Origin of the sequence: Sphingopyxis flava, assembly GCF_900168005.1 — a bacterium.
In the GTDB taxonomy this organism is placed as follows: domain Bacteria; phylum Pseudomonadota; class Alphaproteobacteria; order Sphingomonadales; family Sphingomonadaceae; genus Sphingopyxis; species Sphingopyxis flava.
The window spans coordinates 20,265-33,439 of sequence record NZ_FUYP01000018.1; the positions used below are offsets into that span (position 1 = coordinate 20,265).

Annotated in this window: 10 protein-coding genes; 2 read left to right on the top strand and 8 right to left on the bottom strand. The window is 63.9% G+C overall.

What is annotated here, in order from left to right:
* Positions 1-1,500, top strand: a complete 1,500-nt coding sequence (locus B5X69_RS14160) for an acetyl-CoA acetyltransferase (RefSeq protein WP_245798751.1) — start codon at positions 1-3, stop codon at positions 1,498-1,500.
* A gap of 30 nt (positions 1,501-1,530) precedes the next feature.
* Here B5X69_RS14160 and amaB read toward each other — a convergent pair whose 3' ends face one another.
* A complete protein-coding gene (gene amaB / locus B5X69_RS14165; protein ID WP_079639360.1) occupies positions 1,531-3,030 on the bottom strand; it encodes an L-piperidine-6-carboxylate dehydrogenase in 1,500 nt (499 codons plus the stop codon).
* A gap of 98 nt (positions 3,031-3,128) precedes the next feature.
* On the opposite strand from amaB, the gene acs reads away from it, so the two are divergent.
* On the top strand, positions 3,129-5,093 hold the full coding sequence (acs, locus tag B5X69_RS14170) for an acetate--CoA ligase (protein ID WP_079639361.1): 1,965 nt from the start codon (positions 3,129-3,131) through the stop codon (positions 5,091-5,093).
* Positions 5,094-5,278: 185 nt separating this feature from the next.
* Here acs and B5X69_RS14175 read toward each other — a convergent pair whose 3' ends face one another.
* The 7 genes from B5X69_RS14175 to B5X69_RS14205 form a co-directional block, all read right to left on the bottom strand.
* Positions 5,279-6,010: a proteasome-type protease gene (locus B5X69_RS14175; protein ID WP_079639362.1), complete on the bottom strand. Its 732-nt coding sequence runs from the start codon at positions 6,008-6,010 to the stop codon at positions 5,279-5,281.
* A 46-nt stretch (positions 6,011-6,056) separates the two neighbouring features.
* A complete protein-coding gene (locus tag B5X69_RS14180; RefSeq protein WP_079639363.1) occupies positions 6,057-6,860 on the bottom strand; it encodes a transglutaminase family protein in 804 nt (267 codons plus the stop codon).
* An 8-nt stretch (positions 6,861-6,868) separates the two neighbouring features.
* Entirely contained in the window at positions 6,869-7,810 is a 942-nt protein-coding gene (locus B5X69_RS14185; RefSeq protein ID WP_079639402.1) for an alpha-E domain-containing protein, read from the bottom strand.
* A 67-nt stretch (positions 7,811-7,877) separates the two neighbouring features.
* Positions 7,878-9,272: a circularly permuted type 2 ATP-grasp protein gene (locus tag B5X69_RS14190; protein WP_079639364.1), complete on the bottom strand. Its 1,395-nt coding sequence runs from the start codon at positions 9,270-9,272 to the stop codon at positions 7,878-7,880.
* Positions 9,273-9,416: 144 nt separating this feature from the next.
* Positions 9,417-11,414, bottom strand: a complete 1,998-nt coding sequence (locus tag B5X69_RS14195; RefSeq protein WP_079639365.1) for a TonB-dependent receptor family protein — start codon at positions 11,412-11,414, stop codon at positions 9,417-9,419.
* A gap of 72 nt (positions 11,415-11,486) precedes the next feature.
* A complete protein-coding gene (locus tag B5X69_RS14200; RefSeq protein ID WP_079639366.1) occupies positions 11,487-11,876 on the bottom strand; it encodes a hypothetical protein in 390 nt (129 codons plus the stop codon).
* Positions 11,877-11,933: 57 nt separating this feature from the next.
* Positions 11,934-13,103, bottom strand: coding sequence for a sterol desaturase family protein (locus B5X69_RS14205; RefSeq protein WP_079639367.1), 1,170 nt, complete (start codon positions 13,101-13,103; stop codon positions 11,934-11,936).
* Positions 13,104-13,175 lie beyond the last annotated feature (72 nt).

The following is a 13,175-nucleotide window of genomic DNA, read 5'->3' on the forward strand; positions in this document are numbered from 1 at the left end:
ATGAACATGCAAGATCCCGAGCGCATTCCGGTCATCATCGGCGTCGGCCAAGTCAACGACCGGCCGGAAGACCCCGATCAGGGCCTGGATTCGCTGGGGTTGATGGTCGCAGCGCTGAAGGTCGCGGCCGATGATGCCGGGGTTTCGCTCGCGGATATCGACAGCCTCGCCATCGTCGACCAGATCAGCTTTCACCACCTCGGCAAGCTGTGCGAGCCACTCGCGGCCGCCATCGGGGCAAAGCCCGCGGTCAACTATCAATCCGCAGCGCCGCACGGCGACACACCGGTGCGGCTGCTCAACGAAGCGGCAAATCGCATCGGCGCGGGCGAAATCAAATTGGCCGCCATCGTTGGCGGCGAAGCGCTGCGCACCGCCGCCGGCCGTGCCGCAAAGGCCGCGAGCGGCGAAGACAAGAGCTATAATGCGGTTCGCCAGGTCGCGACCCGCCGCGAGCCCAATTATGCGCAGAAACACGGGCTTTCAGCGCCGGTCGACGTCTATCCGCTCTACGAAAATGCGACCCGCGCGGCATGGGGCGAGAGCCTCGCCAAGGCACAGGCCGAAAGCGCCGAAATCTGGTCGCGCTTTTCCCAGGTGGCTGCCGCGAACGAGGGAGCCTGGATCAGGAAAGCCGCGTCTCCTGCCGATATTCTGGAAGTCAACGAGCGCAATCGCCCGATCGCCTTTCCCTATTCAAAGCTCATGGTCGCAAACAGTTCGGTGAACCAGGGCGCGGCTTTTCTCGTCGCGAGCCTCGCCGAAGCGCGCCGCCGCGGCATTGCCGAGGACCGCCTCATCTATGTCGGCATGGGCGCGGCGGCGAAGGAGCCTGCGAGCATCCTCGCGCGCGATCGCTACGACCATAGCGTCAGCATGGAGACCTCGATCACCCGGACGCTCGCGCTCAACGGCATGACCGCTAAGGATTTCGATTGCGTCGAACTTTATAGCTGCTTTCCCTGCGTCCCGAAGATGGCGCGCCGGATCCTCGGCTGGCCCTGGGATCGCCCCGCGAGCGTCTTTGGAGGCCTCACTTTCGGCGGCGGGCCGATCGCCAATTATATGAGCCACGCGATCGTCTCGATGGCCAGGAAGCTGCGCCGCGAAGGCCGCTATGGCTTCCTTTTCGCCAATGGCGGTTTTGCAACCGACAATCATTGCATTGTGCTCGGCAATCAGCCGATCGCCGCGGCAAGCTTTCCGCAGGATTTCGATTATCAGGACGAAGCCGAAGCCAGGCGCGGCCCGGTGCCCGAATTGGTCAAGGATTATGCAGGCCCAGCAAGGATCGAAAGCTATACCGTCTTCTATTCGCGCGATGGCGCGCCAAGGGCGGGCGTGGTGGTGGCCCGGACTCCCCAAGGCGCCCGAACGCTTGCACACGTCGATGTCAGCGACGCCGGGATGCTGGCGTTCCTCACCGATGGGAGGGAGGAGCCGGTGGGCACGAGCGGCCAGATCGTTGCCCTCGAGGACGGGTTCGGCTGGTGTCTTTGAGACGCTGCCGTTCCGCTGCGCGAGAGAACCCTAGATGTCGAACGACACACCCTGGGCAAGCGGCAGCGCGTCCGAATAATTGACCGTATTCGTCGCGCGCCGCATATAGACCTTCCAGCTATCCGAGCCGCTTTCGCGCCCGCCGCCGGTTTCCTTCTCGCCCCCAAAGGCTCCCCCTATTTCGGCGCCGCTCGTCCCGAGATTGACGTTGGCGATGCCGCAATCGCTCGCCGCGAGGAACCGCTCGGCCTCACGCATGTCGGTGGTGAAAATCGCCGATGAGAGGCCGGCTGCGACCCCATTGTGCAGCCGGATCGCCGCATCGAGATCATCGTACCGCATCACGTAGAGGATCGGGCCGAAGGTTTCCTCACATACCGGTCCCACCTGCCGGGGCATTTCGACTAGCGCGGGGCGAACATAATAGCTTGCGCCCTCGCCGACACGGTCGCCGCCATGGACGATCCCGCCCTCAGCGCGCGCGGCCGCCAGCGCCGCCCCCATCGCCTCAAAGGCCGCGCGGTCGATCAGCGGGCCGACGAGCACGTCGCCCTCGAGCGGATTGCCAACAGCGACGCTATCATAGGCAGCCTTCAGCCGCGCGACGAAGCCTTCATAAATGCTATCGTGGACAAAGAGGCGCCGCGTCGTCGTGCAGCGCTGTCCTGCTGTCCCCATCGCTCCGAACGCGACGCCCCGCAGCGCAAGGTCGAGATCGGCCGATGGAGCGACGATCACACCATTATTGCCGCCAAGCTCGAGGATCGCGCGCGCAAAGCGCTGGGCAAGCCTCGGCGCGACCGCGCGGCCCATGCGCGTCGATCCCGTCGCCGATACGAGCGCGACGCGCGCATCGCCCACGAGCGCCTCACCGGTCTCGCGCCCGCCCACCAAGAGGCCGCACAGACCCTCGGGTGCCTCGCCAAAGCGCGCGGCCGCACGCGCGAATATGGCCTGCACCGCGAGCGCGGTGAGCGGCGTCTTTTCCGACGGCTTCCACACGACGCTGTTGCCGCAAACGAGCGCGAGCGCTGCATTCCAGGCCCAGACCGCGACGGGAAAGTTGAACGCCGAGATGACTCCGACGACGCCGAGCGGATGCCAGACCTCCATCATCCGGTGTCCAGGCCGCTCGGTTGCGATGGTCAGGCCATAAAGCTGGCGTGAGAGGCCGACCGCGAAGTCGCAGATATCGATCATCTCCTGCACTTCGCCCCTGCCTTCGGATGCGATCTTGCCTGCCTCGATCGTCACCAGCCGCGAGAGACACTCTTTTGCAGCGCGCAATTCCTCGCCGAAGAGGCGCACCAACTCGCCGCGGCGCGGCGCCGGGACCTCGCGCCACGCGCGAAAGGCCGCGCTGGATGCATCGAGTGCCGCTTCGATATCGTCGGCGCCGCACACCCGCACCATTGCGATCTTCTCGCCCGTCAAGGGCGTGACGGCAGGCATCGAGCCCTCGCGCCAGTGCGCCCGGTCGACGTCCAGCATGTCGAGCAGCCGGCCCGCCTCCTCGCCGATCGCGGTCATCGCATGTCCCTTTCATATTGGGCGGCCTGCCCTTGCAACTTGTGGCTCGGGGAGTATCGCAGGGAATGAGCACAGCAAATCGAAAGCGGGAGAATTCAATGTCCGACCTGCCCTCCTCCGAGCCCTTCGTTCCGGTTCCCTCCGATGCCGCCGCGAATACCCATTGCACCGCCGAAGACTATGACCGGCTCTATGCGGCGAGCATTGCGGACCCCGATGCCTTCTGGGCGGCCGAGGCGCAGCGCATCGATTGGCTCACCCCGCCTACGACGATCGCCAACTGGTCCTACGACCCGGTGACCATCAAATGGTTCGAGGACGGAATACTCAACCTTTGCCACAATGCTCTTGATCGCCACGTCGCGGCGGGCCGCGGCGAGCAGACTGCGATCATCTTCGAACCCGACGCTCCCGACGGCGAAACGCGTCATATCAGCTATGCCGCGCTGCTTGCCGAGGTGATCCGCTTTGCCAACACGCTGAAGAAAATTGGCGTTAAGCGGGGTGACCGCGTCACCATCTACATGCCGATGATCCCCGAAGGCGCGATCGCGATGCTCGCCTGTGCGCGCATCGGCGCAGTGCACAGCGTGATCTTCGGGGGCTTTTCGCCCGACGCGATCGCGGGGCGGATCGAGGATTGCGCGAGCGAGTGGGTGATCTGCGCCGACGAAGGGCTGCGCGGGGGCCGCACCATCCCCTTGAAAGCCAATGTCGACAAGGCGCTGGAGAAGGTGTCAGTGAAGGCGGTGCTCGTGATCGCGCACACCGGCGGCGACATTGCGATGACCGAAGGCCGCGATCATTGGTATGACGCGCTCTCGGCCGACGTGCCGGACGAATGCCCGTGCGAGCCGATGAGCGCCGAAGACCCTCTTTTCATCCTCTATACGTCGGGCTCGACGGGCAAACCCAAGGGCGTTCTCCACACAGTCGGCGGCTATTCGGTGTGGACCGCCTCGACCTTTCATTATGGCTTCGATTACCGGCCGGGCGAGATCTTCTGGTGCACCGCCGACATCGGCTGGGTCACCGGGCACAGCTATGTCGTCTACGGACCTTTGCAGAATGGCGCGACGACACTGATGTTCGAGGGTATTCCCAACTATCCCGACCACGACCGTTTCTGGCGCGTCGTCGACAAGCATAAGGTCAATATCCTCTATACCGCGCCCACCGCGATCCGCGCACTGATGCGCGAAGGCGATCATTATGTGACGCGCCATGACCTCTCCTCGATCCGCCTGCTCGGCAGTGTCGGCGAGCCGATCAATCCGGAGGCCTGGCGCTGGTATCACGAGACCGTTGGTAAGGGCCGCGTTCCCGTCATCGACACCTGGTGGCAGACCGAGACCGGCGGAATCATGATCACAACCCTTCCAGGTGCCCACGCGATGCAGCCCGGAAGCGCGGGGCGCCCCTTCTTCGGCATCCGCCCGCAGCTCGTCGATGCCGAAGGGGGCGTTCTGGTCGACGAACAGACGGGCGGTGCTGCCGAGGGCAATCTGTGCATCACGCACAGCTGGCCAGGGCAGGCGCGCACCCTTTACGGCGACCACGATCGCTTCGTGTCGACCTATTTCTCGACCTACAAGGGCAAATATTTCACCGGGGACGGCTGTCGCCGCGACGCCGATGGCTACTGGCGGATTACGGGGCGGGTCGATGATGTGATCAATGTGTCAGGACACCGCATGGGGACCGCCGAGGTCGAAAGCGCGCTCGTCCTCCACGATCTCGTCGCGGAGGCCGCGGTCGTGGGCTTCCCCCACGATATCAAGGGTCAGGGCATCTATGCCTATGTAACGCTCAACGCCGGAATCGAGCCAAGCGACGAGATCGCCGCGGCGCTGAAGCAGCAGGTCCGCGCCGAGATCGGGCCGATCGCCACCCCAGACCATATCCACCTGACCCCGGCGCTGCCGAAGACGCGGTCGGGCAAGATCATGCGCCGTATCCTGCGCAAGATCGCCGAAAATGACTTCGGCTCGCTCGGGGATACGTCGACGCTCGCCGATCCAAGCCTCGTCGACGGTCTGATCGAGGGACGCAAGAACCGCTGACGCGAGGCGCGCCAGGCGCCCGGACGGGGTGCATCATCCTTTGGCATGATTGGGCAGATACAAAGGCTGCGGCCATAACGGGGACGCCCGCCCGTTCCGGCGCGTCCCCCTCGCTCGCCGCCGGAACAGCCGGCCGGGAAGGTCATCGACCTTCCCGGTCTTGATATTTGCGGGCCGTGCCGCCGTCAGAATTGAAAGTCGGGCAGCTCCGCAAGCGCAATGCCCAGCGCTTCGGCCCAGCCGTCGGCGACGCTCTGGAAATAGGGGTCGTGACGCTCGAAGCGGCGCTCGCGAATCGTCGTAAAATCGTCGCGCTCGTGAACCTTCAGATCGATCGGCAGGTCAACGCCGGCATTGGCGCGGATCGTCGAATCGAACGAGACGCACAGGAGTTTGACCGCATCCTCAAACGACATCGCAGGATCATAAGAGCGCACGATGATCGGCCGTCCATATTTGGTCTCGCCGATCTGAAAAAAGGGATTGTCCTCGCCTGCCTCGATGAAATTTCCCTCAGGATAGATCATGAACAGGCGCGGCTCGGATCCCTTGATCTGACCGCCGACGATGAGCGACGCGCGAAAGATGGATTCGGCCATCGGTCCTTCGGTGCGATAGCGCGTGACGATCGCGCGCAGCGTTTCGCCGATCGTCATTGCCACCGCAAACATCGAGGGCGCAGAAAGAATGGAGGGATGCCGATCTTCGGGCGCCTTGTTGCGCTCGTCGAGAAGGCCGACGACCGCCTGCGTCGTTGCAAGATTGCCTGCCGACATCAGTGTGATGACCCGCTCGCCAGGGACGTGCCAGCTGCGCATCTTGCGGACCTGCGAGATGTCGTCGACGCCGGCGTTGGTCCGAGTGTCCGACATGAACACCAGCCCCTTGTTGAGGCGCATTCCGACGCAATAGGTCATCGATTCCTTCTTCCCCGGCCCCTGTGCGATCCTGATCCCGCCCCGCTTATTGCTGGACCTGCAATTGAACAACCAGATTTTCCTGCGCCGCACCGTAGCGCAGGCCGCGAACCGGAGCGGCATTTTGATAGTCGAACCCGGTTGCGAGGCGGATATAGCGCTGGTCGGGCGAATGGCCGTTGCTGACGTCGAAGCCGATCCATCCGATATGGTCGAAATGCGCCTCCGCCCAGGCGTGCGTCGCGTCCTGCTGCGTGCGGTCGTTCATCATCAGATAGCCCGACACATAGCGCGCCGGATGCCCGAGATGGCGCATCGCAGCGATGAAGATATGCGCATGATCCTGACACACGCCGCCTTCGCCCGCCAGCGCCTGTTCGGCATTTGTCTCGGCATCGGTGACGCCGATCTTGTAGGGAAGCCGCTGGAGGATCAGCGCCGAGAGCGCGTGCGCACGCTCGATATCCGAGGCAAAATCGCGCCCCAGCGCGGACGTCAGCGCTCTGACCTGCCGTCCCGCGCGCGTCAGCGACGTGGGCCGCAAAAAGGTCCAGAGCGGCATCGCGCCGCGATGCGCGCCAATGATGCCGTCGAATGTCAGCAGTTCGACCTCGCCGCGGCAGCGGATGACAAGCTCGCTTGCACCGCTGTCCACCGCGATCAGATCGACGCCGTTGCCGTGATGGTCGGTATAATGAAGCTGGGTCTCGCCGCCCTCCACCTCGACCGTCCAATGGTCGACGCGCTGCTGACCCGGCCGGTCCTTGGCGGTCAGCCGGGCCTGCTGGAGCGCATAGCGAACGGGCGCGTCATAATGGTAGCGGGTGACGTGCTCGACCGAAAGGCGCATAGTTCTGCTCACTCCACGAACCGATAATCAAGCTCGATCTGGCGTGCCAGCGCGGCATTCGCGGCCAGGAAGCCGCGCAGATATTCGTGCAGGCCCCCATCGAAGATCGACTGGATCGGGCCCGCAAGCCGGTCGCGGCACAGTGCCGTTGCCATCCGCCCCGCCTCGGTTTCCTCGCCATAGAGATGCTGGATTCGCCCGAGATGCCCCGCCATATGTTCGCAGCAAAAGGCAAGGCTTCGCGGCATCTGCGCGTAAAGGATCAGGAATTCGGCGATCTTGAGCGCGCTGATCTCGGCCCCGTAGAGCCAGCGGTAGGCGCGCAGCGCCGATACCGAGCGCAGGATTGTCTCCCACTGCACATTATCGATCGAAGAACCGATGTGCGCGACCGAAGGCAGCAGCAGATAATATTTGACGTCGAGGATGCGCGCCGTGTTGTCGGCGCGTTCCAGAAAGGTGCCGAGTTCTGCGAAGTCGAACCCGTCGTTGCGCAGCATCGTCCCCGTCAGCGCGCCGCGCACCTGCCCGTTCTGCCGCCGGATCGTTGCGAGGACGTCGGGCAGATCATCCTCGCGCACCGGCCGCTTGAGCAGCGCGACAAGCGTCATCCACCCCGTGTTCACCGCCTCCCACATCTCGCGGGTGAGATGGGTGCGCGCGGTGCGCGCATTGTCGCGCGCCTGCTTGACGGTCGACAGGATGCTCGACGGATTGGCGGGATCGCGCAGCAGGAAATCGATGACGCGCGACGAGGTGAACTCGGCATTGGCCGCTTCATAGGCGTGAACGACCCCGGCGGTCTCGAGCACCGATTTCCACTCGGCGGGTGCAGTTGCCGAGCGGGTAAGCGCGATGCGAAATCCTGCGTCGATGAGCCGTGCATTATTCTCGCTGCGCTCGAGATAGCGTGCCATCCAGAAGAGGCTGCCGGCGGTCTTGCCTAGCATGATCGCCATTCGGCCCCCTCCTCGGCAGACGAAGGGCCTGGATGTGCCGAAACCCGCCTCTCTCCCATCAATCCTCCAGCACCCAGGTATCCTTGGTCCCGCCGCCCTGGCTTGAATTGACCACGAGCGATCCCTTGCTCATCGCAACGCGGGTCAGCCCGCCGGGAGTAATGGTGATCCCCTGCGGCGACATCAGAACGAAAGGACGCAGGTCAACATGGCGCGGCGCGAGGCCCTTGTTCGTGAAGATCGGCACGGTCGACAGCGACAGCGTCGGCTGCGCGATATAATTTCGGGGATTGGCCTCGAGCTTCGCCCGGAAGGCCGCGATCTCCTTTTTGCTCGCCGCCGGGCCCACGAGCATGCCGTAACCGCCCGATCCGTGCACCTCCTTGACTACCAGTTCGGGCAAGCGGTCGAGGACCTCGCGCAGATGTTCAGGCTCGCTGCACCGCCAAGTCGGCACATTGGGTAAGAGCGCCTTCTCGCCGGTATAGAATTCGATGATGTCAGGCATATAGCTATATAGCGCCTTGTCATCCGCGATGCCGGTTCCCGGTGCATTGGCGATGGTGATGCCTCCCGCGCGGTACACGTCCCAGATGCCGGGCACGCCGAGAAGCGAGTCGGGGCGGAAATTCAGCGGGTCGAGGAAATCGTCATCGACGCGGCGATAAAGGACGTCGATCGGACGGTAGCCTCGCGTCGTGCGCATCGCGATGCGCCCTTCGACGACCCGCAGGTCATGCCCTTCGACGAGTGCAGCGCCCATCTGGTCTGCAAGAAAGCTGTGCTCGAAATAGGCGCTGTTGTGAATGCCCGGGGTCAGAACCGCCACCGTCGGCGTACCGCCGCACATCGGCGGCGCGCACGCCGACAGCGACTTCAAGAGGTTGATCGGATAATCCCCGACCTCACGCACCGCGACTTTCGCGAAGAGCTCCGGGAACATCTGCAGCATCGTCTCGCGATTCTCGAGCATGTAAGAGACGCCCGAGGGCGTGCGGGCATTATCCTCAAGGACGTAGAATTCATCCGCTCCTGTGCGGACGATATCGATGCCGCTGATGTGCGTATAGACGCCGCCGGGCGGGTCCATACCCATCATCATCGGCAGGAAAGCGTCGTTGCGGGCGATGAGCTCGGTGGGCACGCGCCCGGCGCGCAGAATCTCCTGCCGATGGTAAATGTCATGAAGGAAGGCGTTGAGCGCACGCACCCGCTGTTCGATCCCGCGCGACAGGCGGCGCCATTCGCCCGCGGCGATGATTCGGGGCACCACGTCAAAGGGGATGAGCCGCTCATCGCCGCCTTCGGCGCCATAGACGTTAAAGGTGATACCGATGGTGCGGAAGAAAGCCTCGGCCTGCTTCGCTTTCTGCGCGATCCGCGCCGCATCTTCGCCATCGAACCATTGGCAATATTCGCGATAGGGCGCCCTGATCCCGCCCTCGGTCGTCATTTCGTCGAAGAAGCGAATGCAGCCGATCCTTTCCGCCCCACGGCCGCCCGTCGAGCAGCCGCTGCGATGCTAGCACCGCGGCGCGGGAAGGCAAGATGTTGCAGTGCATCAAAATGCCCTCCCCCACATGGACGCACGCCGCCGTCAAAAGCGGGCGCGCAGCCCCGCCGATACCGCGCGGCGCTCGACCGGATAATAGATGGCCGAGGCAGCGATCACGTCGATCGCGGCGCTGATGTCGCCGATTGCTTTCTTCCCCGCGACATTGCGCGCGTCGAGAAAGGCGTCGATCCCATCGGAGACGCGCATGCCGGCGGTGAAGCCGAGCAGCGCATAGCCCGATGTGCGGGCCCTGTTACGATAGTCGGCAAAAGGCCCCTTAAGCACCCATTCGATGGCCGGCGCGATATGCAACGCATCGCCGCCGAGACGCAGCTCGGCACGATAGACGTGGCGCGGGACGACCGGCAGGCGGTTGTCGCCATAGACGGTGTCGCGGCGAAAGTGAAAATTGCTGTAAGTAAAGACCTGCCGCAATCGCAGCCAGTCGGTCGGCGTGATCTCCAGCGCCGCCTCGATCCCTTCGTGGCGCGTTTTGGCCGCATTGAAGGTCGACGCGGGAATGTCGGCGCTGACCGCATATTGCAGCAGCTCGCCCTTGATATCAGCCCGATAGAGCGAGAGGTCCCAGTGCAACAGCCCGCGCGTTCCCCGCGTTCCGATTTCTGCCGTCCAAGCGCGCTGCGGCGCGAGCGGGACGAAGGCGGTGAGCTGCGCGAGTTCGATGAAGCCGGGAAATTCGACCGAGCGGCTATAGTTGCCATAAATCTGCACCCCCGGCATGGGGTCAAGAAGCACGCCGAACTTTGGGGAGAATGCGCCAAAGTCGGCGCGAGCCCTATTGTCCACCGGCCCGGTGTTGAACGTCTCGCGCTGACGCCGCACGCCGTCGGCATAAATGCCGCCCACGATCAGCGACAGCTTCTCGGCGGGCTTCAGCCGCAGCTCGCCATAAAGCGATGCGGTGCGCGCAAACTGTTCGGCATCGAAGGTCCTCGCGCCCCGACGGCCCGCGATGTTCACAAAGCGCCGCGAATGGACGCTGCCTGCGCGAAGCTCGCCGCCGAAGGTCGCCTCGATGGCTCCGCTTGCATAGTCGAGGCGGAAGAATCCGCCGCGATCGAGGCTCTTCTGGTCAACAAGCTGATAGATGGGATGATGCAGCGTCTTTGCATTGACGAAAACCCCGACGTCGAGCCTCGCGGCGCCGAGATCCACGCTGGTGCGGCTTTGAAGGCGCAGCGATTCGATATCGCGCGCCTGATCTCCCGCAATGCTCGCGGCATTGGCCTTGCGGGGAGTGGTCAGCGCTTCCTCGCGCGTCAGCGCACCGGGCAATTGCTGGTCGATATGGTTGTAACTCGCATAGAGGCGCGTCGTGATGCTGTCGCTGAGCGCAATCCCGGCATTGCCGTGGAAGCGAAGGCTACGCCGCCGCATATGGTCGCGATCGCCATCCGAGCTGTCCGCGCTTACCGCCCCCCATATATCGACCCGCTCGGCGGCGACACCAGCCGAGACGAGGCCACGAAGACTGCCGAAGCTTCCCATATCTCCTCGCAGATAGATCCCTTCGGCTGTGCGCCCGGTCGGCGTCACGCCGTTGATCGCGCCGCCGAGCGTGCCTGAGCCGAACCGAAGCGCATTGGCTCCGCGGTATACCTCGAGGTGATCGAAGAAGATCGGCTCAAGCTCCTGAAAGTCGCCATTGGCGTCGGCAAGGTTGATCGGGACTCCGTCCTGGAGCAGCGTCAGCCCGCGCATGTGATATCCGCGCGACAGACCCGAGCCGCGGATCGAGATACGCACCTCCTGCCCAAAGCGCGGCTGGAGATAGACGCCGGGCGAAAAGCCGAGCGTATCGCGCAAGCTGACAATCGACTTGTCGGCATAATCTTCGTGGCGAACCACGTCGGCCCCGCCGGGGGTCTTCGCCGCCCGATCTTCAGCGGCGTCGGTGTCGGTGCGGGCGGTCACGATGATGGTCTGGTCTGCCTCGGTCGCTTCGGCAGAGGCCGCCGCTGGAAGAGCGGCCATGGCGAGCGCCAGCAAGGGAGCCGCGCGCGTAACAGGGTTTTGCATAGATAATCCTTCGCGTGAATGCAGGACAGGCGCCGGTGCGCGGGGAACGCACATCGGGCGGGTCAGGCGGATTCAGGCGAGGGCGGGCGGTCCGGTGCTCGGCGGGAGCGGCGAGGCGATGCCGGGCGCAAAGCCAAGTGTCGGTACCGCGCTCGGGGGTAGCGGAAGCCCGGTCGGCCTCTCGGCCAGTGCGGGTGTATCGGGTACGACCGGCGCGACCGCGAGCGCGCCCCACGGGCAATGCTCACTTTGCGCCGCCTCGTGGTCACCCGTCTTTTCGATGGGGATCGTCAGTGTCGTCCCCGGATTTTCAGGGTCCGAACAGATGCGGACCGTGATCGACCCGCCGCTGTCCGCGTCGATCATCCATCCCGGCGCGACAAGCACGCGCGCTGCGAGCGCCAGCAGCGCAGGCAGCAGGAGCAGGAAGCCGGGACGGCGAAAGGCGGCAAGGAGGCCCACGGCGAGCGACCTTATGGCGCCGGGCGCCCCGGCGCAAGCGGACAAAATGTCCAGACCCTATTCGGCGGCTACCTCGTCGGTCTTCTTGCCCGTGCGCGTCCAGGGATAGAGAAACTGCCCCCAATAGGCCTTCGGCACCTCCTCGGGGATGCCGTAATTTTCGGGCCAACGGTCTTCGGGAAGATGAAAGGTCCCGAAGATCTTGTCGAGCCATGGGAAATGAATGGCGAAATTGACGTCGAACGCCTCGCGCTCCAACCCGTGGTGCCAATGGTGGAAACGCGGGGTCGCAATCCAATGGCCGAGACGATTGAAATTCCCGCCGACGTTGGCGTGGAGGAGCGACGACCAGACATAGACGAAGCCAATATAGGCCTGCATCACCGACGGCGCGAAGCCGAGCGTGAACAGCGGCAGCGACGTGATCGAGCGCAAGAGAATGATCTCGACAAAGTGCATCCGCGACCCGGCGAGCCAGTCCATCGACTTGGCGCTGTGGTGGATCGCGTGAAATCCCCACAGGAACGGGACTTTATGGAAGAGGCGGTGATACCAATATTGCGCAAAATCGGACGCGACGAGGACAATCGCGAACTGCACGATCCACGGCAGCGACGCGACCCCGGCACGGAACGCATCCCAGCTCGATGTATGGTCATTGACGAACGCCTGCGGCGCCAGCGCAAGGAAACTCAGCACCTGCACGAACATCGTGCTGACCAGATAATAGAAGAGATCCTCGCGCCATTCGGTGCGGAACAATCGCTGCGCGCGGCGATGCGGGAACGCACGCTCGAGCGGTGCGAACATGAAACCGGTGACAAGCAGATTGACGATGAAAAAGTCGAGCCCGAAGAAAATGCCCCAGTCGCGCGTCTCGGCAGGCTGGACATTGGCACCGCCGAGGAGCGCCGCGGCGAGCCCGATCATAAGCGCGGTAAGGCCAAGCACCTTGCGCGGCCGCAGCAACAGGCTGAGGAGCGCAAGGCCGTAGCTTATGAGCAAGGTCAGATGGACGAAGCCGCGAAAGCCGGTCCAGGTCTTGATGACGTCAAGCTCGGGCGTTGCAAACCAGTCAGGAAATCGCAGCGCGATAACCATGAAGAGGCCGGTGATCGCAAAGAGCAGACCGAAAAAGCCCGACAGCCACCCGCTGCCGAAGCGCCGCACCTCGGTATGCGATTCAAGATCGCGCATCAGAGTCTGTAGATAGTCGCGCTTTGCCATGTCACCCCCTAGCCCCCTGTCGACCGCGCGGTCTGTGATCGACCGCACCGTCCCGACCTGTCCTCCCCGCTG

What these genes read in the sequence shown, in the direction of transcription:
- B5X69_RS14205 (WP_079639367.1), bottom strand. Translation starts at nt 13,103, where the DNA reads ATGGCAAAGCGCGACTATCTACAGACTCTGATGCGCGATCTTGAATCG.
- B5X69_RS14175 (WP_079639362.1), bottom strand. Translation starts at nt 6,010, where the DNA reads ATGACCTATTGCGTCGGAATGCGCCTCAACAAGGGGCTGGTGTTCATG.
- B5X69_RS14180 (WP_079639363.1), bottom strand. Translation starts at nt 6,860, where the DNA reads ATGCGCCTTTCGGTCGAGCACGTCACCCGCTACCATTATGACGCGCCC.
- B5X69_RS14185 (WP_079639402.1), bottom strand. Translation starts at nt 7,810, where the DNA reads ATGCTAGGCAAGACCGCCGGCAGCCTCTTCTGGATGGCACGCTATCTC.
- amaB (WP_079639360.1), bottom strand. Translation starts at nt 3,030, where the DNA reads ATGACCGCGATCGGCGAGGAGGCGGGCCGGCTGCTCGACATGCTGGAC.
- B5X69_RS14195 (WP_079639365.1), bottom strand. Translation starts at nt 11,414, where the DNA reads ATGCAAAACCCTGTTACGCGCGCGGCTCCCTTGCTGGCGCTCGCCATG.
- B5X69_RS14160 (WP_245798751.1), top strand. Translation starts at nt 1, where the DNA reads ATGAACATGCAAGATCCCGAGCGCATTCCGGTCATCATCGGCGTCGGC.
- B5X69_RS14190 (WP_079639364.1), bottom strand. Translation starts at nt 9,272, where the DNA reads ATGACGACCGAGGGCGGGATCAGGGCGCCCTATCGCGAATATTGCCAA.
- acs (WP_079639361.1), top strand. Translation starts at nt 3,129, where the DNA reads ATGTCCGACCTGCCCTCCTCCGAGCCCTTCGTTCCGGTTCCCTCCGAT.